The sequence below is a fragment of the Paenibacillus sp. J22TS3 genome (assembly GCF_018403205.1).
Lineage (GTDB): Bacteria > Bacillota > Bacilli > Paenibacillales > Paenibacillaceae > Fontibacillus > Fontibacillus tuaregi.
On the sequence record NZ_BOSF01000008.1, the window covers coordinates 175,817 to 198,241 of the forward strand.

The window sequence follows — 22,425 nt, forward strand, 5'->3', positions numbered from 1 at the left end:
CTTACCCGGCATGCTCCTATGAGCGCTTCGGGTAAGGCTTTTTTGTGTGCCATGGCTGAATATCCGTAAGTATCCGGTTAAATCAGCTTCAAGTATTCCACAATGGTAAGGAGTCCTTTATCAAAGTTCTCCAGATTGAAGTGTTCGTTCGGCGCATGCAGATTCTCATCTGGCAGGCCGAATCCCATCATGACGGCCGGGGCGGACAGGACGCGGGACAGGGTGGCAACGATCGGAATGGAGCCGCCGTCCTTGGTGAACAGAGCGCGAGTGCCATAGACCCGCTCGTAGGCATCGGCCGCTTTTTGCAGCATGGGGTGGGAAGGATCGATGTTGAACGCGAAGGCCTTCTCCATCTGCTTCACCGTGAGCTTGGCGCCCGGCTGAGTATGGGCCTTGAGGTGGCGCTCGATCTTGTCCAGAATATCCTGCGGGTCCTGGTCGCCAACCAGCCGGCAGGTGATTTTCGCATGAGCTTCCTTAGGAATAACAGTCTTGGAGCCTTCGCCCTGGAAGCCGCCGTACACTCCGTTAAGCTCCAGAGTAGGACGGGCGCCGGTTCTTTCGACGAAGGAGAAGCCTTCCTCTCCGTATAGAGTGTCCAGACCCAGGTCTTGCCGTAGGCCTTCTTCATTGAAGTTCATCTTTTTGAATTCGGCTTTCATCTCCTCGGATAGAACCGGGACGCCTTGGTAGAAGCCTTCTACAGCCACCCGGCCCTGATCATCGTGCAGGGAGGCCAGCAGGGAGACGATAGCATGCAGGGCGTTAGGTACGCCGCCTCCGAATGAGCCTGAATGCAGATCGGTATTCGCGGTATGTACGGATACTTCAAGCGAGCATAACCCGCGGAGCCCTGTGCTGATGGCAGGCTTGCCCTTCTCGATCAGCGAGGTATCGGAGATCAGCACCACATCAGCGGCAAGCTTGTCCTTGTTCTCTTCCAGGAACAAAGGAAGGTTCGGACTGGATACTTCCTCTTCGCCTTCAATACAGAATTTCACATTGACCGGAAGAGCGGATTCCTGACTGAGCAGGGCTTCCACCGCTTTAATATGAAGGAATAGCTGGCCTTTGTCATCGGTAGCGCCTCTGGCGTACAGCTTACCGTCCCGGATGGAAGGCTCGAATGGAGGTGTCTCCCACAGGTGGAGCGGATCAACCGGCTGAACGTCATAGTGGCCGTAAATTAGAACGGTAGGTTTACCGGGAGCATGCAGATGATCGGCATAAATAATGGGATGGCCCTGGGTTTCATGAACCTCAACATGTTCAAGCCCCGCGCGGGTCAAGGCGTCCGCAATCCAATTGGCGGCTCTGGCCACATCAGGCTTATGTTCGGATAGAGCGGAGATACTGGGAATGGTGAGCAGGTCCTTCAATTCAGTGAGGTGCTGCTCCCTTAAATTCTCGAAGTAGGCTTTGTAATCGATTGTCATGCGTATCCTCCTAAAACATGGTATAGCCCTATTTTACTCTTTTTGGGCCAAAACAAAAATGCTTTAGGTTAAAGCAGTTGTGGCTAGATAAAATGAACTTTAAAAATTAACCAATCTCAGCGGAGAGGGCGAGTGATTCTGAAGAAGCGGAGCGTCCGCCGTTGTCTCCGAAATGCCCCTACTTGGATATTTAGTTCAAGCATTTCGGGGACAACAGTGGTCGTAAGAACACTCGGCATCGCAGCGCACCAAAAGGTTACCTTCATAAGTTCATTTTATATAGATTAGCGCTTCCTTAAAAATAACCGGCATTTTTTTATGAAATGTTAAGGTTATGTGGAGACGTTTCTGGTAAAGTGAAATTAAACAAGCATTAGAGGGGAGTCAAACAATAGAATGGATGGTAAAGATCAGAAAGATTTGGAGCAAGAAATGAATCAAGAACCGAAAGAGGGACAGGCAGGTGAAGAGACAGGAACCTCCGCGGTCAAGCCAACGTCTGAAGGACCAGCTGTATATTCTTCTCCGGAGACAAAATCACTCTTGTCCGAGCAGACTGCGGGAGGCAACCCAGCTGTAACCGCAGCCAAACGCCAAAGTATGATATGGATGATCGTATCACTGATTCTGGCCGTGGTGCTTGTCATCGTACTGGTGAAGCCGCTGACAGGAAAAGGCGCTTTGGACAACGGGCCGGTCGCTTCGGTTAATGGTGTGGAGATCAGCAAGGAGAAGCTGTATAACGAGCTGGTTAAAGCAGGCGGTGAGCAGACTCTTGACAGCATGATCAACGATGAGCTGATGAAGCAGGAAGTCGACAAGGCCAAGATCAAGATTACAGACGCTGATATTAATAAGGAAATCGGATATCTGGAAGAGCAGTACGGCTCTAAGGAAGCGCTGGATCAAGCTCTTCAGCAGAACGGGATGGCCCGTAATGATCTGAATAAAATGGTGGTTAAGCAGCTTGAGCTTAAGAAGCTGCTCGGTTCCAAAATCAAAGTAACCGATGAACAAGTGAAGCAGTACTTCGATCAGAATAAAGAGTCCTTCAATACGCCGGAGCAGGTTCGTGTATCAGCCATTACTGTTGCGTCGCAGGCTGATGCGGATCAGGTGCTTAAAGAGCTTAAGGAAGGTGGGGATTTCGCAGCATTGGCCAAAGCGAAATCCACAGATGCCGCAACGAAAGCAAGCGGTGGGGATCTTGGATTCATCAGCAAGGGACAGCAGGAAGCCGCAGTGGAAGAGGCTGCGTTCAAGCTGAAGAAGGACGAGCTCAGCGGAGTGATCAAGACCCAGGAAGGCTTTAAAATTCTGAAGGTGACGGACCGTAAAGAAGCGCATACTGCAACGTTCGAGGAGCGCAAGGACCAAATTCGCGACGGTCTGGAGTCCCAACAGGTTGCCCAGCTGCAGCAGAGCTGGCTTGATGAGACTAAAGCAAAAGCCAAGATTGTCAACAACCTGAACACAAAGACAGGTACAGACACATCGGCGGCAGCTAAATAATAAGGTTGGATGATGAAAGGCCGGGTTCTTGTAACCCGGCCTTTTTTCCATTTTGATATGCGGGGGGTGAGATTTCAGCTTGGCTATTCATAAAAGTTGAACAAATGATTGTACGGATGAGAGCAACTTCTATAGACTTTGAGTTTGTTCTGGAAAGAAGGTACAATAGGGGGGCGGAAAAGCAAGACGAATCTAAAAAAAACCGGGTCGGTACGAGACGAATGAGATGCCTCGTATGATTATGTGCAGGAAGCTGAGGTTGAAGAGGCATGTCTGAAGTGAAATTGTGGGAAGACGGTATGATCCAGGTGAAGATATCTATGTCTCCCCCACTAAGGTGGGTCAACAGCTATATTCTCCGTGGCAGCCGGGGAGTCACTATTATTGATCCCGGTCCGAAATCAGAGACCAGTATTGCGGAGTGGACGAAGGTATGGGGAGAACTCGGGCTTAACAAAGACGAGATTACTTCTGTCGTGCTGACTCACCACCACCCGGACCATTATGGATTGGCTGGTCATATCCAAGCTTACACGGGGGCAAGTGTGTGGATGTCCCGCCGGGCCCATGCGGAGACTAAATTCATGTGGGGGCCGGGCAGTCATATCAATGAAGAGCTGCCGGCTCTGTACCGTCGTCATGGAATGCCGCCGGAGTGGACCAGCCAGCTGGCCGCCCATTTGGAGGGCTTCCTGCCGCAGGTGCTGCCCGAGCCGATTGTCTCCTATCTGGATGAAGGAGTCATGCTGGAGATGGGGGACCGGCTCTGGCTGCCAATTGAGACAGGGGGCCACGCCCCCGGTCATATGTCTTTCTATCACCGGGAGAGCCGGACGATGCTGTGCGGGGACGCTGTTCTTCCCCAGATATCGCCCAACATCAGCTTCCTGCCGGGAAGTGATCCGCAGCCGTTGCAGTCGTATACCGATGCCATGCTGAAGCTGGCCGCGTATGAAGTGGACCTGGCATATCCGGGACACAGGCATCCCTTCGATTATTTCAGGAAGCGGCTGGAGGATCTGCTGATTCACCATGAACAGCGTCTGAACCAGATTGAGGAGTTCCTTAGGGAAAACCCAAGATCAGCGTTCGAGGTCTGCACCTATCTGTTCGGAGATCAGCTGGGTATTCACCAGATGCGGTTTGCCATGTCGGAGACGCTGGCTCACTTGATTGAGCTGATTCGGCAGGGCCGGGCATTTGAGGAGGCTTCATCGGAGCGGGTTATTTATTATCCTGTGCTGGGCAGAAATGAATAAAACGCACATTCCTTAAGCGTGGATAAACCTAAGCCTTACCTTCTTAAAGGTTGCCAGTGAGGGTATGGTCTGGATATATTCAGAAGAACTGCTGCTCTCTTCAGGGCCCCTGGCGGGATTTTGATTCTTGCCGTGTAGTTGGTGACAGTGTTGACAGCCTGAGGTTTGGTTGACAGCCGTCATGCAATGCGCACCGAGCGCTGGGAGCTTTGCGTGGTGCGGGGGTTCTGAGCCCGGACCGAGTGTGTGGAATCAATAGGAAAATTATAAAATAGCGCCCCTGTTATTTAGGCCTTGTGTGGCTCGGATAACAGGGGCGTTACTTGTTAAATATAGGACGGTTTTAAATCTCGTATTTCACTTGTCCAGTCAAGGAGAGATCATAACCTTGGATAGAGCCAAGCTCTATCTTGAGCGCGTCTGAATTCATCACTTCCAGAAGACGTGGAATCCAGGGCTCGGTGTGGGAATTCTTCAGGACAACCAGATCGTAGTGTTCTTTGACCATCGGCACAAAGTCAATGCTGCCCATCATTTGAGCAGTCTTCTCGGTGCCCACGCCCACATCGGCCTCACCTACAGATACCTTGCCAGCCACACCCATATGGCTGGTCTCTTCATGGTCGTAGCCCTGAATCGATTTCCGGTCCAGTCCATGAATCCGCAGCTGCTCGTCCAGAAGTACCCGGGCTCCGGCACCTTTCTCCCGGTTAATCAGCCGGACCCCAGGCTTCTGAAGATCTTCCCACCGGGTAAGATTCTTCGGATTCCCCTTGGCAACATACAGCCCTGCGGTCCGCTGAAGCAGATGGATGACCATATAAGAATGACCGGTTAGAATCCGGTTGATATACGGAAGGTTATACTGTCCGCTGTCCGCATCAAGCAGATGGGTGCTGACAATGTCGCTTTTCCCTTGATACATGGAAATCAGGCTGTCCAGACTTCCGGCGTGGGAACGAAGAGGACGGTAGGAGGGGGCGGATCTCTCCAGATGCTTGGCGAGCAGATCCAGACTGATGTCTTGGCCGGTGATTACCAGGGAGCGGGCTTCGCCGGACTCCTGTTGGTTCCCGGCCCGCGCTTCGGAAGCATCATCAGAAGCATCTTGAGAGGCGGACGGACTGCGCAAGGCCGGTCCACTTCTGGCGGACCGTTTATATGCTTCCAGATCGCCCGCATCCACCCGCATTTGCTTGCCGACTCTGTAAGCCGGAAGTTCCCCTTTTTTAATCAGGTCGTATACAGTCAGCTTGGATACTTTCAGAAGCTTCGCTATTTCTTCGGTTGTGTAAGAAATGTCACTCATGAAATCCTCCAGTTCAGTCAGGTTTAATTATAACTAGATATATATAGGTATAACTAGTAATATTATAATTAACTTGTTGTTTTTATTTTAATGGTATGTGATAAGTAGGAGGAAGTAAAGGGATGAGAGAAGCGAAAGTGAATAGAAAGCTGTCTATGAAAAGATGGCTAGCGGCTGGTTTGATTCTCCTGCTGGTGATGCTGGCGGGCTGCGGCAGCCTTGGTGCATCAGGAACGAATGAGCAGGTTGGCAGCAAGGAGAAGCAGACTCAGATTGAATTGGTAATTTCCGCCGCGGCAAGTCTAAAGGACAGCCTGAATGAGCTGAAGCCAGCCTTCGAAAAGGAGCATCCGAATGTTAGGCTGTTGTTTAACTTCGGGGCTTCGGGCGCGCTGCAGAAGCAGATTGAGCAGGGAGTGCCAGCCGATGTGTTCTTGTCCGCAGGTCAGAAACAAATGGACGCTCTGATTGACAAGAAGCTGGTCGATCCGGGGGAGAGCACGCCGATGCTAAAGAATGATCTGGTCTTGATTGCGGCTGCCGGCGCGAAGTCGCCCGCTACGCTGGAGAGTCTGGGTGACGATGGTGTATCCCGCATAGCCGTGGGAGAGCCGGAATCGGTTCCCGCAGGGCAGTATACAAAGGAAGCGCTTGAGCATTACAAGCTCTGGGACAAGCTGAAGCCGAAGCTGGTCTTTGCCAAGGATGTCAGACAGGTCCTGACTTATGTGGAGACCGGTAATGTGGAGGCGGGGTTTGTGTACCGGAGTGATGCCCAGACATCCACGAAAGCGGGCGTCATGTTCACAATCGATCCGCTCAGCCACCGGGCAATTGTGTACCCGGAGGGTATAGTAAAAGCGACACAGCACCCTCAGGAAGCCAAGGCGTTCTATAATTTCATGACCAGCAAGACGGCTCAGCATGTATTTACGAAGTATGGTTTTAGCCTTCCGGACGCTTAATATGGACACTGCAGGCTTCCAGTCTTCCGGTGTCTTTATCCGAAAACTGTCCGGCTAGAGGACTAACATTGACCCCCTCAAGCAAAGAGACTGCCCCTTTTGTCATTAGAAATGACGGAGATGCAGTCTCTTTTTTAAGCTGTTAATCCGTGAAATGCGGCTCTCCAAGCACTTGATACAGGAAGCCGCGAAGCTCTTCGCCCTCTTCCTCATCCAGGCTGTACACGCGCTCTAGATAACCCTCCTCATCCAGGTCATCCGATCCAAGAATAGCGGTACGTCCAGCCTGAAGATCGGTCACCAGTTTCTTCCCGTAGAACCGGTTCGTTGTGGTAATGGCCAGATCGAATCTCTTCATGGAATGGCCGATAAAAGTAATGAAGCGGGTTGAGGTCTGCTCCGTGGAATCGGACAGAAAGTCCAGGTCTTTTTCAGAAAATGTCATATCGGTAATGCCTCCTAGAATGGTGTGTCTGTTCCCCATTATAACAGGAAAAAAGATCGCAAGCGCGCCAACGCTTTCATTTGACTTTTTCCCAAAATAAGGTATAGTAAGATTTAACAGTATACGAAAATGAGGAAGCACCTCTTTGGCCGATGGCCGAAGGGGTGCTTTTTTTGTGTGCTGATTTAAGGGAGGTGCAGGAACGGATGCAAATCGTATTTCTGAACAGTATGGAGAAGCGAGAGGGCGGGGAACTGATCCAGGGCGCTCAGGTGTGGATCGGAGAAGAGCAGGGGGTATGGAGGATGGGCTGGAATGAGCTGTCTTCCGATGAGGCTGGGGAGATACTCTGGTATGAAGGAGAATCCTGGTCGGAGATGCTGCATGTCTACCGTCACCGTCTGTCCGTGAAGCTTGGAGAAGGCTTCAGACCGGTGATTGACGGGATTTTCCATGAGAAAGAGGACGGCAAAGGCAAGTCGGCACTCGCCCAGAAGCTCGTCTTCTACAGCGAGCTTCATCCGAACGAGGCCTTGTTCCTGGAGCTCAGCGCATGGCGGCGCAGACGGGCTGCGGCCGAGCGCAAAGCACCGTATTTGATCGCCAGCAATCGGCTGCTCCGATTGATCAGTGTATTCCAGCCAAGAACGCGTGAGGAGCTGATGCAGCTGCCTGGAATGGGCGAAGCCAAATCCGCGGAATATGGGCCGGAATTGCTGGAGCTGACCCAGCAGGGAGAGCGGCTATACAGCTTCCCGCTTGGCTGGGTCGAAGGAACTTTGGATGAAGAAGAGTTCCGCTCCTGGTTGTACAAGCAGAAGGAAGTGAAGTACCGGGTGGAGATGGAAAGGTACGGTCTGCGCCGGGTGCTGCTGGAGTCGATGGCGGAAGGTCACGGCATTGAGGAGATGAGCCGCAGAAGCGGGCTTGACCGGAGGGAGACGGTGGAGCTGCTCGAGGAGCTGGAGAAGGATGGCTATGATCTCGACGCTCTCCTGATGAATGAGCTTCATGAGCTGCCGGAGGCGGAGCAAGCCGCGATCTGGCAGGCATATGAGGAGCTTGGCGACACTTTCCTGAAGCCGGTGCTGCAGCGGGTATACGGAACGGATCTGCCGCCGGAGAGCAATGTGGAGAAGAAATATGAGCAGCTCAGGCTGATCCGGATCCGGTTCAGAAGGCACTGCTCAAGCGTTCAGAGCGCCGGATAGCCGGATAGTGCCGGATAGCCGGATAGTGCCGGATAGCCGGATAGTGATCAAAAAAGGACGAAGCTCTCCGCCGTCTGTTGGCAGCGGGTGCTTCGTCCTGCATTAGGTTCGTTAGTGGGATGGAGCGGTCAGCTCAAATCCAGTCTTTTTTGCGGAAAATATAGAACATGCCCAGGCCCAGCGCGGCCATAATGCCGAGCACAATGAAATAACCATAACGGCTGTGCAGCTCCGGCATATTAGTAAAGTTCATTCCGTAAATTCCGGTAATTAGGGTTAGCGGGATGAAGATCGTGGTGATCGCGGTGAACACCCGCATGATCTCATTCGCGCGGTTGGCGATACTGGACTGATAGGCTTCTCGTAAGTTGCCCATCAGTTCCCGGAAGGTATCAAAGTTCTCGGAAATCTTCACGGCATTTTCATAAATGTCGCTGAAGTATTTCTGCAGCTGGTCATCGATTAGGCGAAGGTCCTTCTTGTTCAGGATATTAATAACTTCCTTCTGCGGACCGAGCATCTTCTTCAGCCACAGGATCTCACTTCTCAGACCGATAATTTCACTTAAGTGCGACCGCTTGGTATGAACCAGGATGTCCTCCTCAAGCCTCTCAATCTTGTCTTCGATCCGGTCACCGACTAGGAAATAGTTATCAACAACAAGGTCAATGAGCAGGTACAGGAAACGGTCAGGTTCGTTAACCTCCTGTTCCCATAGAATGGGCTTGATGGCCCGGAGTTCATTGATCTTCTGCTTTGTTACTGTAATAATATAATGCCGTCCCAGGAACATGCTCAGCGCACGCAGGAAAATTTCCTCGTCATCAAAACGGATGCTGTTCACAACAATAAAATAATGGTTGTCATAAATTTCAATCTTCGGACGCTGTTCTTCTTCGGTCAGGGAGTCCTCCACGGCCAGATCATGCAGCCCAAAAGCCGGCTGCAGCAGCGCCAGATCCTCGGCGTCCGCATCGATCCAGTAAAATCCTTCCGCCGGCGGCGTCAGGGTTGTTTCCAGGTCCTCCACCACAGTAAAGATACCCGCGTTGACATGGCGAATTTTCATCTGATTTCTCACTCCTTCACCCCATGGTTCACAAGGGGTATGCTCTTATTAAAGAGCATAGAAAAAAATCAGCAGCCGGCTAATTACCGCATGAGGCAGTAACGGCACCGGGAAACGAAAGAGCCCCTTCCTCCCGCAGTTGTCCTGCTGATCTGTTTTCTATGCAGTTGTATTGCAGGGGCATAGGTCTGCGGACTACTCGGGTCGCCTTCCATTTCTGAATTTCACCTCTTTGCATTTCAGCTTGTAACACTCGTCTAGTATAACGCCGGGGCATGAAAATTTTCAAGAAAAATGTCCTCACCTGTCATGCGATAAGATATGGGAAAATTGTCCTTGAGGTGACGTCTAAATTTGCAAGAAAAATCTCATCTGGGTTCTTGACGGAAGGTGCGATTATACTATAAAGTATTTGCAAGGAATTAAATTACACTTTCCCTGAATTTTAAAATTTCATACGCGAATTCTTATCAAGAGTAGGTGGAGGGACCAGCCCAATGAAACCCGGCAACCGGCGAGCAATCGCACGGTGCTAATTCTTGCAGAACTTCAGGCAGCCGCAAGGCCCTGAGTCTCTGAGAGATGAGAGAGGCGCATATATATCAAGGATATGACCTTTCTCTATAGAGAAAGGTCATTTTTTGTATGCCCCCGCTTCTGACATAGGAAACCGCACCCAAACCCATGAAGGAGTGAACGAGACATGCCAATCAAAGTACCTGACACCTTACCCGCCAAAGAAGTTCTTATTAACGAGAACATCTTCGTGATGGATGAAAGCCGGGCTTATCACCAGGACATCCGCCCGCTGCGGATTGCTATCTTGAACCTGATGCCTACGAAAGAAACTACGGAGTCGCAAATTCTGCGCCTGCTGGGGAATACTCCGCTGCAAGTGGAGATCGTGCTGCTGCATCCGCGTTCCCATACCTCGAAGAACACGTCGGCGCGTCACTTGGAAATGTTCTATAAAACATTTGACGAGATTAAGAAACAGCGCTTTGATGGAATGATTATTACGGGAGCTCCGGTGGAACAAATGGAGTTCGAAGAGGTAAACTACTGGGATGAGCTGAAAGAGATTTTTGAATGGACGAAGACCCATGTCACTTCAACTCTTCATATATGTTGGGCTTCTCAGGCAGGTCTGTATCATCACTTCGGCGTGCCAAAGGTGCCGCTGGAGGACAAATGCTTTGGTGTTTTCCCGCATACAGTCAATATTCCGAATGTGAAGCTGCTGCGCGGCTTTGATGAGGTGTTCTATGTGCCTCATTCCCGCCATACCACGGTGCGGAAAGAGGATATCGAGCGCAGTGAAGAGCTTGAGATTCTGGCTGAGTCCGAGGACGCGGGAATTTATTTGGTTGCGACCAAGGACGGCAAGCAGATTTTTGTGACTGGGCATTCGGAATATGATCCTTTATCCCTGAAGTGGGAATATGACCGTGATGTGAATAAAGGAATGGAAATTGCCCTTCCGGTGAATTATTTCCCGAAGGATGATCCTACCCGCACACCGCCTTCGACTTGGCGGGCTCATGCGAACTTATTATTTTCCAATTGGCTTAATTACTATGTGTATCAGGAAACACCGTATGACATGGAAGCTCAAGCTGACTATGTATACCACATCTAAATTAGGGGGTTAATCTACGTTATGGCAGACAAAGAGCTTCACATTGAGAGCAGACTGGCGCAGATCGGTTCCGTCGAGGAGCCGGTTACCGGGGCGATTAATTATCCGATCTACCAGGCAACCGCCTTCCGTCACCCGCGCCTCGGACAGAGCACCGGATTTGATTATTCACGGACCAAAAGCCCAACCCGCGCAGTTCTGGAGGCTGCTGCCGCCAAGCTTGAATCCGGGGATGCAGGATTCGCCTGCAGCTCCGGAATGGCGGCGCTACAGACGATTTTTACATTGTTTGCGCAAGGGGACCATCTGATTGTATCCCTGGATCTATATGGGGGAACCTACCGGATGATCGAGCGGATTCTGGGCAAGTACGGTATTACGGCTTCGTATGTGGATACAAATGATCTGGATGCGCTCGAACAGGTGCGCCGGCCGAATACGAAAGCGCTAATTGTGGAGACTCCAACGAATCCTCTAATGATGGTTACAGATATCGGGGCGGCGTGTACATGGGCCAAGCGGCATGGAATCCTGACCGTGGTGGACAATACGCTGCTGACCCCGTTCTTCCAGCGTCCGATTGAGCTTGGAGCGGATATTGTCATTCACAGTGCTTCCAAATATTTGGGCGGTCATAACGATGTGCTGGCGGGCCTTATTGTGACAAAAGGAAAAGAGCTGTCTGAAGAAATCGCCTTTCTTCATAATTCCATTGGCGCAGTGCTGGGTCCAACGGATTCTTACCAATTGATGCGCGGCATGAAGACGCTGGCGCTTCGCATGGAGCGCCATGAAAGCAACGCGCTGGCGATCGCCCGGCATCTGCAATCTCATCCGCAGATTGCCGAAGTGTTCCATCCGGGTATGCCTGAGCATCCCGGGCATGAAATTCAGAGCCGGCAGGCCAGCGGCAACACGGGGATTTTCTCCTTCAAGGTGAAGGATGCCCGTCTTGTTGAGCCGATCCTGCGGCATCTGGATCTGATTGCCTTTGCAGAGAGCCTCGGCGGGGTAGAATCGCTGATGACTTATCCGGCGATCCAGACGCATGCGGATATTCCGGCTGAAATCCGGGATGCGGTAGGGGTTGACGATCGGCTGCTCCGCTTCTCGGTGGGGATTGAGCATGTGGACGATCTGATTGCCGATCTGGACCGGGCTATTGAAGCTGCGCGGGTTGAAATTGAAGGAGGACAGGCGTCATGAGCGGACAAGAACGGAAATTTGAGACCAAGTTGATTCATTTTGGCTCCGAGATTGATGAGACGACCGGGGCTTCCAGTGTGCCGATTTACCAGGCTTCCACGTTCCATCATCACGATATTTTTAATCCCCCTGTCCATGATTACAGCCGCTCGGGGAATCCAACCCGACAAGCGCTGGAGGATTATATTGCGGTGCTGGAGGGCGGCGTTCGCGGATTTGCCTTCTCCACCGGCATGTCCGCCATCTCGACCACTTTCATGCTGCTGTCGGCGGGCGATCATATTATCGTGACGGAAGATGTATACGGTGGTACATACCGGCTGCTGACGACGATCCTCAGCCGGATGAAGATTGAGACAACCTTCGTGGACATGACGGATCTCGAGGCGGTGAAATCCGCACTTCAGCCAAATACCAAGGCGGTCTATATCGAGACGCCATCGAATCCAACGCTGAAGATTACGGATATTGCGGCCGTAGCCGGATGGGCAAAGGCGCAGGGTCTGATCAGCATTGTGGACAATACGTTCATGACGCCGTATTACCAGCGTCCGCTGGAGCTTGGCGTTGATATCGTGCTGCACAGTGCGACCAAATTCCTGGGCGGGCACAGCGACGTGCTTGCCGGCCTGGCCGTTGCAGGCAGCGAAGAGCTTGCGAAGCAGCTCAAGTATCTGCAAAATGGCATGGGCACCGTGCTGGGTGCCCATGAGTCGTGGCTGCTGATGCGCGGCATGAAAACGCTGGGTGCGCGCATGGCGCACAGCGAGATCAGCGCGCGCAAGCTCGCGGGTTGGCTCAGCCGCCGGAATGACATCGGCGCTGTGTATTATCCCGGCCTGCCGGAGCATCCGGGCCGGGAGGTGCAGGAGAAGCAGTCGACCGGCTATGGCGCGGTCGTCTCCTTCGACGTGGGCTCGGGCGAGCGCGCCAAGCAGGTGCTGAGCGGCGTGAAGCTGCCGCTGGTGGCGGTGAGCCTCGGCGCGGTGGAGAGTATTTTATCGTATCCGGCGATGATGTCCCATGCCTCCATGCCTGCGGAAGTCCGTGCGGAGCGGGGAATTACAGACGGGCTGCTGCGTTTCTCGGTAGGTCTTGAGGATATTGATGATCTGATCCAGGATCTGGAGCAGGCACTCGAGAACAGTCCTAAGTAAAATTTCAAGATCGTATGAGTTGCACTATTACGAAAGGCAACCATGTGAAGTGTTCTTTAAGGTCGCTGTTGCTTCCAGATTTCACAACTTATTCGAAATTCTTAAGTTCAACCTGTCTAGGCGGTTAAGAAAAAAAGAATCAACAAAGGCTGTTTACTAGGAATTCCCGGAGAAAATTTGAGGCATCTTTGTGTCTGGATTGGCATCCCGGTTTGGTTTAGTTGTTATAAAACCAGGAACAATCATGGTCCTAAGAAGTGTTTTAAGTGCTTTATTATAAAGATGTTTAATGTTCAACAAATGTTCATATTTAACGTTTTAATCCAGGCACCCGTTCTTATCGGGTGCTGTTTTTCTTGGGCGGGTATGGTACGATGGATGATATGAATATGACCAGACTCTTGTTAGGAGGTTCTGTATGATAGACGCAATTTTAGATAAAGCCCTAAAGGGCGAACGCCTTACAGTTGAAGACACCATTGCCTTGTTTGAATCTAACGAGGTGGAGAAATTGGGACATACGGCAAATATCCTGATGGAGCGTATGCACCCGGACCCTATCACCACCTTTGTGATCGGTCGTAATGTGAATTATACGAACGTATGTGATGTGTACTGCCGTTTCTGCGCTTTCTACCGCAGACCAGGCTCGGATGAAGGTTATGTGCTTCCGGACGAGGTGATTTTCCAGAAAATTCAGGAGACCATTGATGTCGGCGGCACCGAAATTCTGATGCAGGGCGGCACGAACCCGAATCTGCCGTTCAGTTATTATACGGATCTGCTGCGCGGAATCAAGCAGCGCTTCCCGGAAATTACGATGCATTCGTTCTCTCCGGCAGAGATTCAGAAGATGGTTGTGGTCTCGGATGGACTGACTCTGGAAGAGGTTGTACGCCAGATTCACGAAGCGGGACTGGACTCACTGCCGGGCGGCGGTGCTGAGATTCTCGATGACCGGACACGCCGCAAGATCAGCCGGTTGAAGGGTTCCTGGACAGATTGGATGGACGTGATGAAGACGGCCCATAAGGTGGGCATGAACACAACGGCTACCATGGTTATTGGATTGGGCGAGTCCATGGAGGAGCGCGCTCTGCACCTTCACCGTGTGCGTGATGCTCAGGATGAGTGCATCCGTAATGGGTATGATTCCGAAGGCTTCCTTGCCTTCATTCCTTGGACATTCCAGCCGGACAATACGAATCTGAAGCTGGACCGCCAGACTCCTGAGGAGTACTTGAAGACTGTGGCGATCAGCCGGATCACGCTGGATAACATCAAGAACTTCCAATCCTCCTGGGTCACAATGGGACCTGAGGTAGGCAAGCTCTCTCTTCAATACGGCTGTAATGACTTCGGCAGCACGATGATTGAGGAGAACGTGGTCTCTTCCGCGGGAGCGACTCATAAAGTGAACATTGGATCGATTCTGAAGCTGATCCGTGAGACCGGCAAAATCCCGGCACAGCGCAATACCCGCTATGATATTCTCCGTGTGTTCAATGATGAGAACGCGAATGTGGAGAATGATTTTGTGATGCAGAACTAATTCCAATCCTATTTTTGTTATATATAAAATGAACTCATGAAGGTTACCCTTGTGGGGTGCTGCGATGCCGAGTGTTCTTTAAGGCCGCTGTTGTCTCCGAAATGCTTGAACTAGAACTCCAAGTAGGGGCATTTCGGTGACAAAGGCGGACGCTCCGCTTCTTCAGAATCACTCGGGATCGAAGCTGAGAAAGGTTAATTTTTAAAGTTTTTTTATATAGAGCAGCGTTTGTCTGTTCCTGATCCTGCTTTTGGATGGGAGAGATGAGCGCTGTTCTTTGATTCGAACCAGGGATTTCTTAGAATAAAAAAGAAAATGTTGACAAACCCTAACTGCAGGTCTAATATGACATTAATCTAATATTGGATAACACAATGAAAGAGCGAAGTAGCGATTTTGTCCCTGTTCTCAGAAAGCCGGGGGTTGATGCGACCCGGTACAAACAACTATTGCGAATTACACTCCGGAGTAACTTAGGTAACGCTAAGCGGACTGGCAATCGATATCATTGCCGAGAGTGGTATTAACGGTGGCTGCAGCGCCGTTGATGCAATTTGGGTGGTAACACGGTTAATACATCGTCCCTATAGTCTATACGTAGACTAGGGACGATTTTTTGTTTTTCAGCGATTCATTCCCAATTAACAATATAACAAACGCCAAAGGAGCTGATCACAATGTTGAATATCATTGATGAACTGGAATGGCGCGGAGCCATTAACCAACAAACGGATGCAGAGGGACTTCGCAAGCTGACCTCGGAGAAATCGATATCGCTATACTGTGGGGTTGACCCGACCGGAGACAGTATGCACATCGGCCACTTGATTCCTTTTATGATGCTGAAAAGATTCCAAATGGCCGGCCATCGTCCAGTAATTCTGATTGGCGGAGCTACCGGGACGATCGGGGACCCAAGCGGCCGGACATCAGAGCGGACACTTCAGACGATGGACCAGGTTCAGAAGAATGTTGATGCCCTTACAGCGCAAATGAAGAAGCTGTTCCTGAACGAGGGCGAAACTGGACTTCGTATGGTGAACAACTTTGACTGGACACACAACCTGACGATTCTTGACTTCCTCCGTGACTACGGGAAGAACTTCAGCGTCAACACGATGCTCGCTAAGGATATTGTTGCAAGCCGTCTTGATTCGGGAATCTCATTCACCGAATTCTCGTACCAGATCCTTCAATCCATGGACTTCCATCATCTGTTCAGAGAAATGGATGTGCAGCTGCAGATCGGCGGCGCGGATCAATGGGGGAACATTACAAGCGGACTTGATCTTATTCGTAAGAAAGAAGGTCCAGAAGCCAAAGCCTTCGGTCTCACTATTCCGTTGATGCTTAAAGCGGACGGTACCAAATTCGGTAAAACGGCAGGCGGGGCGATCTGGCTCGATCCGAACAAGACAACCCCATTCGAATTCTACCAGTTCTGGGCCAATACGGATGACCGTGATGTAATCAGATACTTGAAATTCTTTACCTTCCTTAGCAAGGAAGAGATTGATGAGTTGGAAACAAAGGTTCAGACGGAGCCGCACAAACGGGAAGCCCAACTTAAGCTGGCGGAAGAGATGACCAAGTTCGTACACAGCGAAGAAGCACTGATCCAAGCTAAGAAAATTACGGCGGCATTGTTCAGCGGGGATATTAAGTCTTTAACAGCTGATGAAATCGAGCAAGGCTTCAAGGATATGCCTACATTCCATGCCCAGGCAGAGCCAAAGAATATTGTAGACTGGCTGGTCGATCTGGGCATTGAGCCTTCCAAACGCCAAGCTCGCGAGGATGTAACGAACGGAGCCATTTCCATCAACGGGGATAAGGTGACCGATCTGGAAATGCAGATCACAGCGGAGAATTCTTTCGAAGGTAAATTCATTATCGTGCGTAAAGGGAAAAAGAACTACAGCTTGGTCAAATTAGGGTGAATAGCCGCTTAGGCTATTCCCACCCATTCCTCTTGGAGGCGAATGTTAAGTGTCTGAACCGTGGAGAAGGACGCTTCAATACGCTTGTGCCAATCATCGGATCATCTCGGCTATTAACCGCGATCAGCAAGTGAACTGGCTCCATCTGGACCTGGTCCTTAAACAGATTCCCAGTGTTCAACTGGGGGCGGAGCTCGATCAAGCGCTGGTAGCATTCAATCGCTTACTGAAGTACAAAAGTGTAAAGCAAGTGACACTTGGATATTTCCGGATGCTAGAGGTCAGACAGGATGGCGATCTGTCGGAGGCAAGAATTCATATTCTGCTGTCCACGCTGAAGAGCTATTTTCAAGGAAGGTATTATCTGAAGTGTGATACCTGGTTATCCTTGTGGCGTAAAGCGATGGACCGCGAAGCTGACAACCGGGTAACCGTCGAAGTTAGTTCTATCCATGGAAAAAGCGATAAATGCCATTCCATCGACACGATGAGACGGGGGCTGCAGCAAATGCAGCAATCGCGACAAGAACGTGAGGCGTCAAAAGCCGATGAACGGCCGGGTGGACGGAGATGGATCGGATACGGAAAATTGCTGAAGCAGTACTTGAATCTTCCTAAGTCTGGTGATGAACTGGATTTAGGTTCTTATGACCTGGATGATCTTGTCGCAAACCGTGCATTTGAAATCATGCTTGCCTGGTACCCTGGAATACGAAAGGGTGCAGGTCGATAGTTCAACTTATATAGATCAAACGCCCGTCGATTTTCATATGACAACAATCACAGTTTTGGCCTAATATTTCGTTTTTTTAAACCGGATTTTATGTCATGAATCATGACTGAAATCCGGTTTTTTTTGTCATTTTTATCTAAATTATGCTGCTGTATTAGCGTGTCTTCGGCAGTAAGGAAGATGAAGAGATTCCGTAATATGGAAATGTCTCATTGGCCCAGAGCATCGTTGAACGTGGAAGTGAAAACCTTGATGTGAGTAAGTATTCATTTTAAGCATGAAAGAAGCTGCCGATCTATGTTCTGTTTTTCACAGATAACGCTTAATGGAATGTAGGTTGATATACGGAAATACATAAATAATTATTCATTATTTTTGCATAAATATACTATATTCTTACTGTTTAATGCTTTTACTGAAAGAAGCATTAAACGATTTATGGATGAAACAATAGTGTGATAAAAGCATGAATGCCTTTATTAATTAGATTCTATCAAAAAGCTAAAAACCCATGTGTGACAAGGTTTTGAAGGTGATTGACATAACAAAAAGATCAGGCGTATACTGACCGTGCAAGTTAATCGATTAACAAAAATTGAATTTCCAAAGAGTTCCAAGGTGGTGAATTAGAAGGTCGGTCAACTATGATTTAGGTGAGTATTTATGCACTACATGATGACTAGAGATAGAAAGAAGGATAGAATTTTATGGCCAATTCAAAAAAGCTGACCCTGTTTGGCTTGATTGGTATCACGATGGCGTTCTTCGGTACGGTACGGAGTGTGCCGACGCTGGCTGCGACAGGGTGGACACAGATCTTTTACATGCTGGTGGCGGCGATTTTGTTCGCTCTGCCGATTGCCCTGATGTCCGCCGAGATGTCCACAGGCTTTGCCGAAGAAGGCGGGCCGCAGGTATGGGTCAAGAAAGCGTTAGGTGAGAAGTGGGGATTCGTTACCTCCTGGCTGTTATGGGTTCAGATGTTTTTCGGGATGGTAATGGTTGCTTCCACGGTGGGAGTGCTCTTCGGTTACGTTATTGATAAACCTGATCTTTCATCAAATAACGTGTTTATCTTTGCGGTTATTCTGATTTCTTATTGGGGCGTAACCCTGCTGAATCTGAAATTCGACATGGTTAAGATTGCCGGTAACTGGGGAGCTATTATCGGTGTATATATTCCATTTGTTATTCTGGTGGTTCTTGGTGTGATTTACATGGTCAAAAACGGAATTCAGCCAGGAAGCTATCTGGATCACTTTAAGGCAAGCGATCTGCTTCCTAACTTGTCTGACCTGGGAAGTCTGGCGTACTTGTCCGGTATCATCTTTATCTTCGCCGGTGTGGAGATTTCTTCTGTTCACGCCAACAACATTGAGAATCCGAAGCGGAACTATCCGATTGCGGTCATTGCGTCTGTAATTCTGCTCGTTATTTTCAACCTTGTTGCCGGTTTGACCGTATCCAACGCGGTGCCTTCAGGCAAGATGGAGCTGGCGAATATCACTCAGCCTTATTTGATCTTCTGTGAGAACTTGGGCATTCCGTCCATATTAGTTAATATCATTTCCGCAATGATCCTGATTGGGGTACTGGTTCAACTGAGTGCATGGGTTCTTGGGCCGAGCAAATCGATGATTAAGGTAGCAGATGAAGGCAACCTGCCGCCATTTTTCCAGAAGAGAACGTCCAAAAATATTCCGATTACGTTTGTAATGATTCAAGCCATTGTAATCTCGCTCGTGTCTGTACTGTACCTGGTTGTACCGGATGTGAACAGCGCATTTCTGATTATTACGATTACCACAACGATTCTGTATTGTATCGTGTACGCACTGATTGCGATTTCGGCCATCCGCTTGCGCTACAAAATGCCAGACATTGAAAGACCATTCAGACTCGGACTTAAAGGGAACGGATTGATGTGGTTTGTATCCATCCTGTCCCTGCTCAGCGTAGCGATCACAATTGTTGTCAGCTTGATTCCGCCATCTGTGCTGGAGCCAAGCCAATATACAGGTTATATCATCTATCAAATTGTTGCTACTGTAGTCATGGTGGGCATTGCCCTCATTATTCATAAAAAGAAGAAACCTAGCTGGAAGAAAAGTGACTAATTTCACAAAGTTTTTTGTTTCGTTGATTTATGCTTTCAATCTTACTTACACCATACACGTTCAACAGGAGGACTTGACATGAGTTATCAAATTCCAGAAATCGACCTGAAAGCTTTGTTCCTAGGACATAAAGGGGAGAACGTGGATCTCTTCAAAGAAGTGCTGCTTAAGATGGTGGACGAGCACGTGGGCTGGCGCCAAAATTACCAAACCAAGGACATGCCGGTCATCACGCCTTTTGATAAAAGCAAGCAAAGCTTCCAGGATACCTCGAATCATATGCGCAGTGTATTTAATGAACTATCCTGCAAGCTGCGCTCACAATCTATGCCATGGCATACTGCTGGACGCTTCTGGGGTCATATGAATTCCGAGACCCTGATGCCTGCGATTATCGCTTATTCGGCTGCAATGCTGTGGAACGGCAATAACGTAGCTTATGAATCGTCCCCGGGCACCTCACAAATGGAAGAGGAAGTCGGACATCAATTGTGCAAAATGATGAGCTACAAAGCCGGCGAAAGCTGGGGACATATTTGTGCCGACGGTTCAATCGCCAACTTTGAAGGACTGTGGTACGCCCGCAACATGAAATCCCTGCCGCTGGCCATTCGTGAGATTGCTCCTGAGTATGTGCAAGGAAAATCCGAGTGGGAGCTCCTGAACATGTCAACGGAAGAGATTCTGGATATCATGGACCAGCTCCCTGAGAAGCTGGACGAAATTAAATCGAGATCCGCTCGCGGCGGTTATCATCTTCCGAAATTGGGCAAATGGCTCATTCCGCAAACGAAACACTATTCCTGGCTGAAGGCAGGGGATGTTCTCGGTGTAGGCCTGGATGCCGTTGAAGCTGTGGATGTCGACAGCAGCTATCGCATGGATATTGCCAAGCTGGAAGCTAGAATCCGCGAGCTGGCTGCTCAGCATATCCCGGTACTTGGAGTCGTGGGTGTCGTCGGAAGTACGGAAGAAGGCCAGATCGACCATATTCACAAAATCGTAGCTCTGCGCGAGAAGCTGAGAAGAGAAGGCATTTACTTCTATATTCACGTCGATGCGGCTTACGGCGGATATGCCCGGTCCATTTTCCTGGACGAAAATGATCAGTTCATCGATTATGACAAAATTGACGAAGTGTACGAAAGAAATCATGTGTTCACAGATATGAAGCTGAAGGAACAATGGCTTACCGATGATGTATACAACGCCTTCAAAGCCATGAGCCAAGTGGAATCGATTACGATTGACCCGCACAAAATGGGTTACATTCCTTACGCCGCAGGCGCCATCGTCATTAGAGATATCCGCATGCGTGATGCGATTTCCTACTTTGCCACTTACGTATTCGAGAAGGGTGCAGACATTCCGGCACTGCTCGGCGCTTACATCATGGAAGGCTCCAAAGCAGGCGCTACCGCAGCTGCGGTGTGGACTGCTCACAGAGTATTGCCGCTAAACGTGACCGGATACGGCAAATTGATGGGGGCCAGCATCGAGGGTGCATTCCGCTTCTACAACTTCCTGAAGGGCAAGAAGTTCAATGTGAACGGTAAAACCATTACTGCTTATCCACTGGCCAAGCCGGATTTCAACATGGTTGACTATGTGTTCAATGTAGAAGGAAATACAGACCTTGAGGTAACGAACAAGCTGAACCATGACTTCTTCGATTATTCCTCTTATGTGAAGGGCGATCTGTACGGCAACAAGTTCTTTACGTCACATACTGACTTTGCTGTCCCGGATTATGGCAACAGCCCGCTGGAGTACGTACAGAGCCTGGGATTCACTAAGGAAGAATGGGAGCGTGTGGAGAAGGTAACGATCCTCCGCGCATGTGCATTGTCCCCATATGCTCATGATCCAGAGGTGTTCGATTACTATGCAGCCGAACTGGAGGAAGCTATTCAGGAAAATCTGACTCACGCGATGAACGAATAATCAACTCATAACATTAGCGGGTGCATAAGGCAGCAGGTTGCTGCTGCCTTACGTACTCCAATTACTCACAAGGAGCACCGAAAATGGCAGACAAAGCGATTAAAAGAGTTTTGACCGTTGCGGGTTCGGATTCGAGCGGAGGAGCAGGACTGCAGGCAGATCTGAAGACTTTTCAGGAATATGGGACATTCGGTTTAACTGCAATTACCTCTATTGTCACCATGGACCCTGATCAGGGCTGGAATCATGCCGTCTATCCGGTAAATACCTATCAGGTCGAACAGCAGCTGAAAACCGTACTTTCCGGAAGTTCCCTGGATGCCATGAAGACTGGCATGCTGGGGTCCATAGAAATTATAGAATTGCTGAGTGAGACGATCGACAAGCACCAAATTCGCAACATTGTGATCGACCCCGTGATGGTGTGCAAAGGGGAGAATGAAGTCCTTCAGCCTGAGAATGGAGCAGCTATTCGCGAGCTTCTTGTTCCCCGGGCAACCGTGGTTACCCCAAATTTATTTGAAGCGGGGCAGTTGGCGGGAATGCGCAGCATCAGCACGTTGGAGGAAATGAAAGAAGCTGCCCGGGTCATTTATGAGCTTGGCGCAAAGCATGTCGTGATCAAAGGCGGGAAGTTTGTTGAAGGTGACCAGGCCCTGGATCTGTTGTTCGACGGTTCCGAGTTTACTCTATTCAAGGAAACCAAACTGGAGACAAGTTATAACCATGGAGCAGGGTGCACATTTGCCGCTGCTATTGCGGCCGGTCTTGCCAAGGGTTTGACGGTAATAGACGCCGTTGCCAAAGCGAAGGCATTCGTAACCGAAGGGATTAAGAATGGATTTGCTTTCAATTCTTTTGTGGGGCCGGTATGGCATGGTGCCTACAATAAGGCTGAGCAGCGACTGAACTCGTAACAGCATGTATC

At 49.8% G+C, this 22,425-nt stretch carries 17 protein-coding genes, 1 riboswitch and 1 other annotated feature; of the genes, 13 read left to right on the forward strand and 4 right to left on the reverse strand.

The genetic code is table 11. The features are described 5' to 3' along the window. Positions 1–77: 77 nt before the first annotated feature. Positions 78–1,433: a dipeptidase gene (locus KJS63_RS22050; RefSeq protein WP_213621134.1), complete on the reverse strand. Its 1,356-nt coding sequence runs from the start codon at positions 1,431–1,433 to the stop codon at positions 78–80. Positions 1,434–1,835: 402 nt separating this feature from the next. Between KJS63_RS22050 and KJS63_RS22055 the strand changes: the two genes are divergently transcribed. Further along, complete coding sequence (locus KJS63_RS22055; RefSeq protein ID WP_213621081.1) at positions 1,836–2,951, forward strand: foldase protein PrsA; 1,116 nt, start codon at positions 1,836–1,838, stop codon at positions 2,949–2,951. A gap of 269 nt (positions 2,952–3,220) precedes the next feature. Continuing rightward, positions 3,221–4,210, forward strand: a complete 990-nt coding sequence (locus KJS63_RS22060) for an MBL fold metallo-hydrolase (protein ID WP_213621082.1) — start codon at positions 3,221–3,223, stop codon at positions 4,208–4,210. A gap of 343 nt (positions 4,211–4,553) precedes the next feature. Here KJS63_RS22060 and KJS63_RS22065 read toward each other — a convergent pair whose 3' ends face one another. Continuing rightward, on the reverse strand, positions 4,554–5,519 hold the full coding sequence (locus KJS63_RS22065) for a substrate-binding domain-containing protein (RefSeq protein ID WP_213621083.1): 966 nt from the start codon (positions 5,517–5,519) through the stop codon (positions 4,554–4,556). A gap of 122 nt (positions 5,520–5,641) precedes the next feature. Here KJS63_RS22065 and modA point away from each other — a divergent pair, with 122 nt between their 5' ends. Beyond that, positions 5,642–6,484 carry a molybdate ABC transporter substrate-binding protein gene (gene modA / locus KJS63_RS22070; RefSeq protein WP_244862727.1) on the forward strand — a complete coding sequence of 281 codons (843 nt, stop codon included), beginning with the start codon at positions 5,642–5,644 and terminating at the stop codon, positions 6,482–6,484. A 142-nt stretch (positions 6,485–6,626) separates the two neighbouring features. Here the strand turns inward: modA and KJS63_RS22075 are convergent, their stop codons facing one another. Then, entirely contained in the window at positions 6,627–6,929 is a 303-nt protein-coding gene (locus KJS63_RS22075) for a DUF3055 domain-containing protein (protein WP_068620019.1), read from the reverse strand. 206 nt (positions 6,930–7,135) lie between these two features. Here KJS63_RS22075 and KJS63_RS22080 point away from each other — a divergent pair, with 206 nt between their 5' ends. After that, positions 7,136–8,140 carry an HRDC domain-containing protein gene (locus tag KJS63_RS22080; RefSeq protein ID WP_213621084.1) on the forward strand — a complete coding sequence of 335 codons (1,005 nt, stop codon included), beginning with the start codon at positions 7,136–7,138 and terminating at the stop codon, positions 8,138–8,140. Positions 8,141–8,273: 133 nt separating this feature from the next. Here KJS63_RS22080 and corA read toward each other — a convergent pair whose 3' ends face one another. Beyond that, a complete protein-coding gene (gene corA, locus KJS63_RS22085) occupies positions 8,274–9,209 on the reverse strand; it encodes a magnesium/cobalt transporter CorA (protein WP_068620018.1) in 936 nt (311 codons plus the stop codon). Between the two features lie 464 nt (positions 9,210–9,673). Then, positions 9,674–9,798, forward strand: a riboswitch (SAM riboswitch). Positions 9,799–9,912: 114 nt separating this feature from the next. Here corA and metA point away from each other — a divergent pair. From metA to pdxK, 9 genes are all read left to right on the forward strand, one after another. Then, positions 9,913–10,848 carry a homoserine O-acetyltransferase MetA gene (gene metA / locus KJS63_RS22090; protein WP_213621085.1) on the forward strand — a complete coding sequence of 312 codons (936 nt, stop codon included), beginning with the start codon at positions 9,913–9,915 and terminating at the stop codon, positions 10,846–10,848. 21 nt (positions 10,849–10,869) lie between these two features. Beyond that, complete coding sequence (locus tag KJS63_RS22095) at positions 10,870–12,054, forward strand: aminotransferase class I/II-fold pyridoxal phosphate-dependent enzyme (protein ID WP_213621086.1); 1,185 nt, start codon at positions 10,870–10,872, stop codon at positions 12,052–12,054. Next, positions 12,051–13,211, forward strand: a complete 1,161-nt coding sequence (locus KJS63_RS22100; protein WP_213621087.1) for a trans-sulfuration enzyme family protein — start codon at positions 12,051–12,053, stop codon at positions 13,209–13,211. The genes KJS63_RS22095 and KJS63_RS22100 overlap by 4 nt, the downstream gene beginning before the upstream one ends. 418 nt (positions 13,212–13,629) lie before the next feature. Continuing rightward, positions 13,630–14,763, forward strand: coding sequence for a cyclic dehypoxanthinyl futalosine synthase (mqnC, locus tag KJS63_RS22105; RefSeq protein WP_213621088.1), 1,134 nt, complete (start codon positions 13,630–13,632; stop codon positions 14,761–14,763). A 365-nt stretch (positions 14,764–15,128) separates the two neighbouring features. Further along, positions 15,129–15,352: a binding site (T-box leader), on the forward strand. A gap of 91 nt (positions 15,353–15,443) precedes the next feature. After that, entirely contained in the window at positions 15,444–16,703 is a 1,260-nt protein-coding gene (tyrS, locus tag KJS63_RS22110; protein WP_213621136.1) for a tyrosine--tRNA ligase, read from the forward strand. A 49-nt stretch (positions 16,704–16,752) separates the two neighbouring features. Beyond that, positions 16,753–17,436: a protein rep gene (locus tag KJS63_RS22115; protein ID WP_213621089.1), complete on the forward strand. Its 684-nt coding sequence runs from the start codon at positions 16,753–16,755 to the stop codon at positions 17,434–17,436. A gap of 707 nt (positions 17,437–18,143) precedes the next feature. Beyond that, positions 18,144–19,553, forward strand: a complete 1,410-nt coding sequence (gene tyrP, locus KJS63_RS22120; protein ID WP_213621090.1) for a tyrosine-tyramine antiporter — start codon at positions 18,144–18,146, stop codon at positions 19,551–19,553. A gap of 78 nt (positions 19,554–19,631) precedes the next feature. Beyond that, positions 19,632–21,497, forward strand: coding sequence for a tyrosine decarboxylase (gene tdc / locus KJS63_RS22125; RefSeq protein ID WP_213621091.1), 1,866 nt, complete (start codon positions 19,632–19,634; stop codon positions 21,495–21,497). Positions 21,498–21,580: 83 nt separating this feature from the next. Continuing rightward, a complete protein-coding gene (gene pdxK / locus KJS63_RS22130; RefSeq protein ID WP_213621092.1) occupies positions 21,581–22,414 on the forward strand; it encodes a pyridoxine/pyridoxal/pyridoxamine kinase in 834 nt (277 codons plus the stop codon). Positions 22,415–22,425: the final 11 nt, after the last annotated feature.

What these genes read in the sequence shown, in the direction of transcription:
- tdc (WP_213621091.1), top strand. Translation starts at nt 19,632, where the DNA reads ATGAGTTATCAAATTCCAGAAATCGACCTGAAAGCTTTGTTCCTAGGA.
- pdxK (WP_213621092.1), top strand. Translation starts at nt 21,581, where the DNA reads ATGGCAGACAAAGCGATTAAAAGAGTTTTGACCGTTGCGGGTTCGGAT.
- mqnC (WP_213621088.1), top strand. Translation starts at nt 13,630, where the DNA reads ATGATAGACGCAATTTTAGATAAAGCCCTAAAGGGCGAACGCCTTACA.
- KJS63_RS22100 (WP_213621087.1), top strand. Translation starts at nt 12,051, where the DNA reads ATGAGCGGACAAGAACGGAAATTTGAGACCAAGTTGATTCATTTTGGC.
- metA (WP_213621085.1), top strand. Translation starts at nt 9,913, where the DNA reads ATGCCAATCAAAGTACCTGACACCTTACCCGCCAAAGAAGTTCTTATT.
- KJS63_RS22060 (WP_213621082.1), top strand. Translation starts at nt 3,221, where the DNA reads ATGTCTGAAGTGAAATTGTGGGAAGACGGTATGATCCAGGTGAAGATA.
- KJS63_RS22080 (WP_213621084.1), top strand. Translation starts at nt 7,136, where the DNA reads ATGCAAATCGTATTTCTGAACAGTATGGAGAAGCGAGAGGGCGGGGAA.
- corA (WP_068620018.1), bottom strand. Translation starts at nt 9,209, where the DNA reads ATGAAAATTCGCCATGTCAACGCGGGTATCTTTACTGTGGTGGAGGAC.
- tyrP (WP_213621090.1), top strand. Translation starts at nt 18,144, where the DNA reads ATGGCCAATTCAAAAAAGCTGACCCTGTTTGGCTTGATTGGTATCACG.
- KJS63_RS22065 (WP_213621083.1), bottom strand. Translation starts at nt 5,519, where the DNA reads ATGAGTGACATTTCTTACACAACCGAAGAAATAGCGAAGCTTCTGAAA.
- modA (WP_244862727.1), top strand. Translation starts at nt 5,642, where the DNA reads ATGAGAGAAGCGAAAGTGAATAGAAAGCTGTCTATGAAAAGATGGCTA.
- KJS63_RS22095 (WP_213621086.1), top strand. Translation starts at nt 10,870, where the DNA reads ATGGCAGACAAAGAGCTTCACATTGAGAGCAGACTGGCGCAGATCGGT.
- KJS63_RS22055 (WP_213621081.1), top strand. Translation starts at nt 1,836, where the DNA reads ATGGATGGTAAAGATCAGAAAGATTTGGAGCAAGAAATGAATCAAGAA.
- KJS63_RS22075 (WP_068620019.1), bottom strand. Translation starts at nt 6,929, where the DNA reads ATGACATTTTCTGAAAAAGACCTGGACTTTCTGTCCGATTCCACGGAG.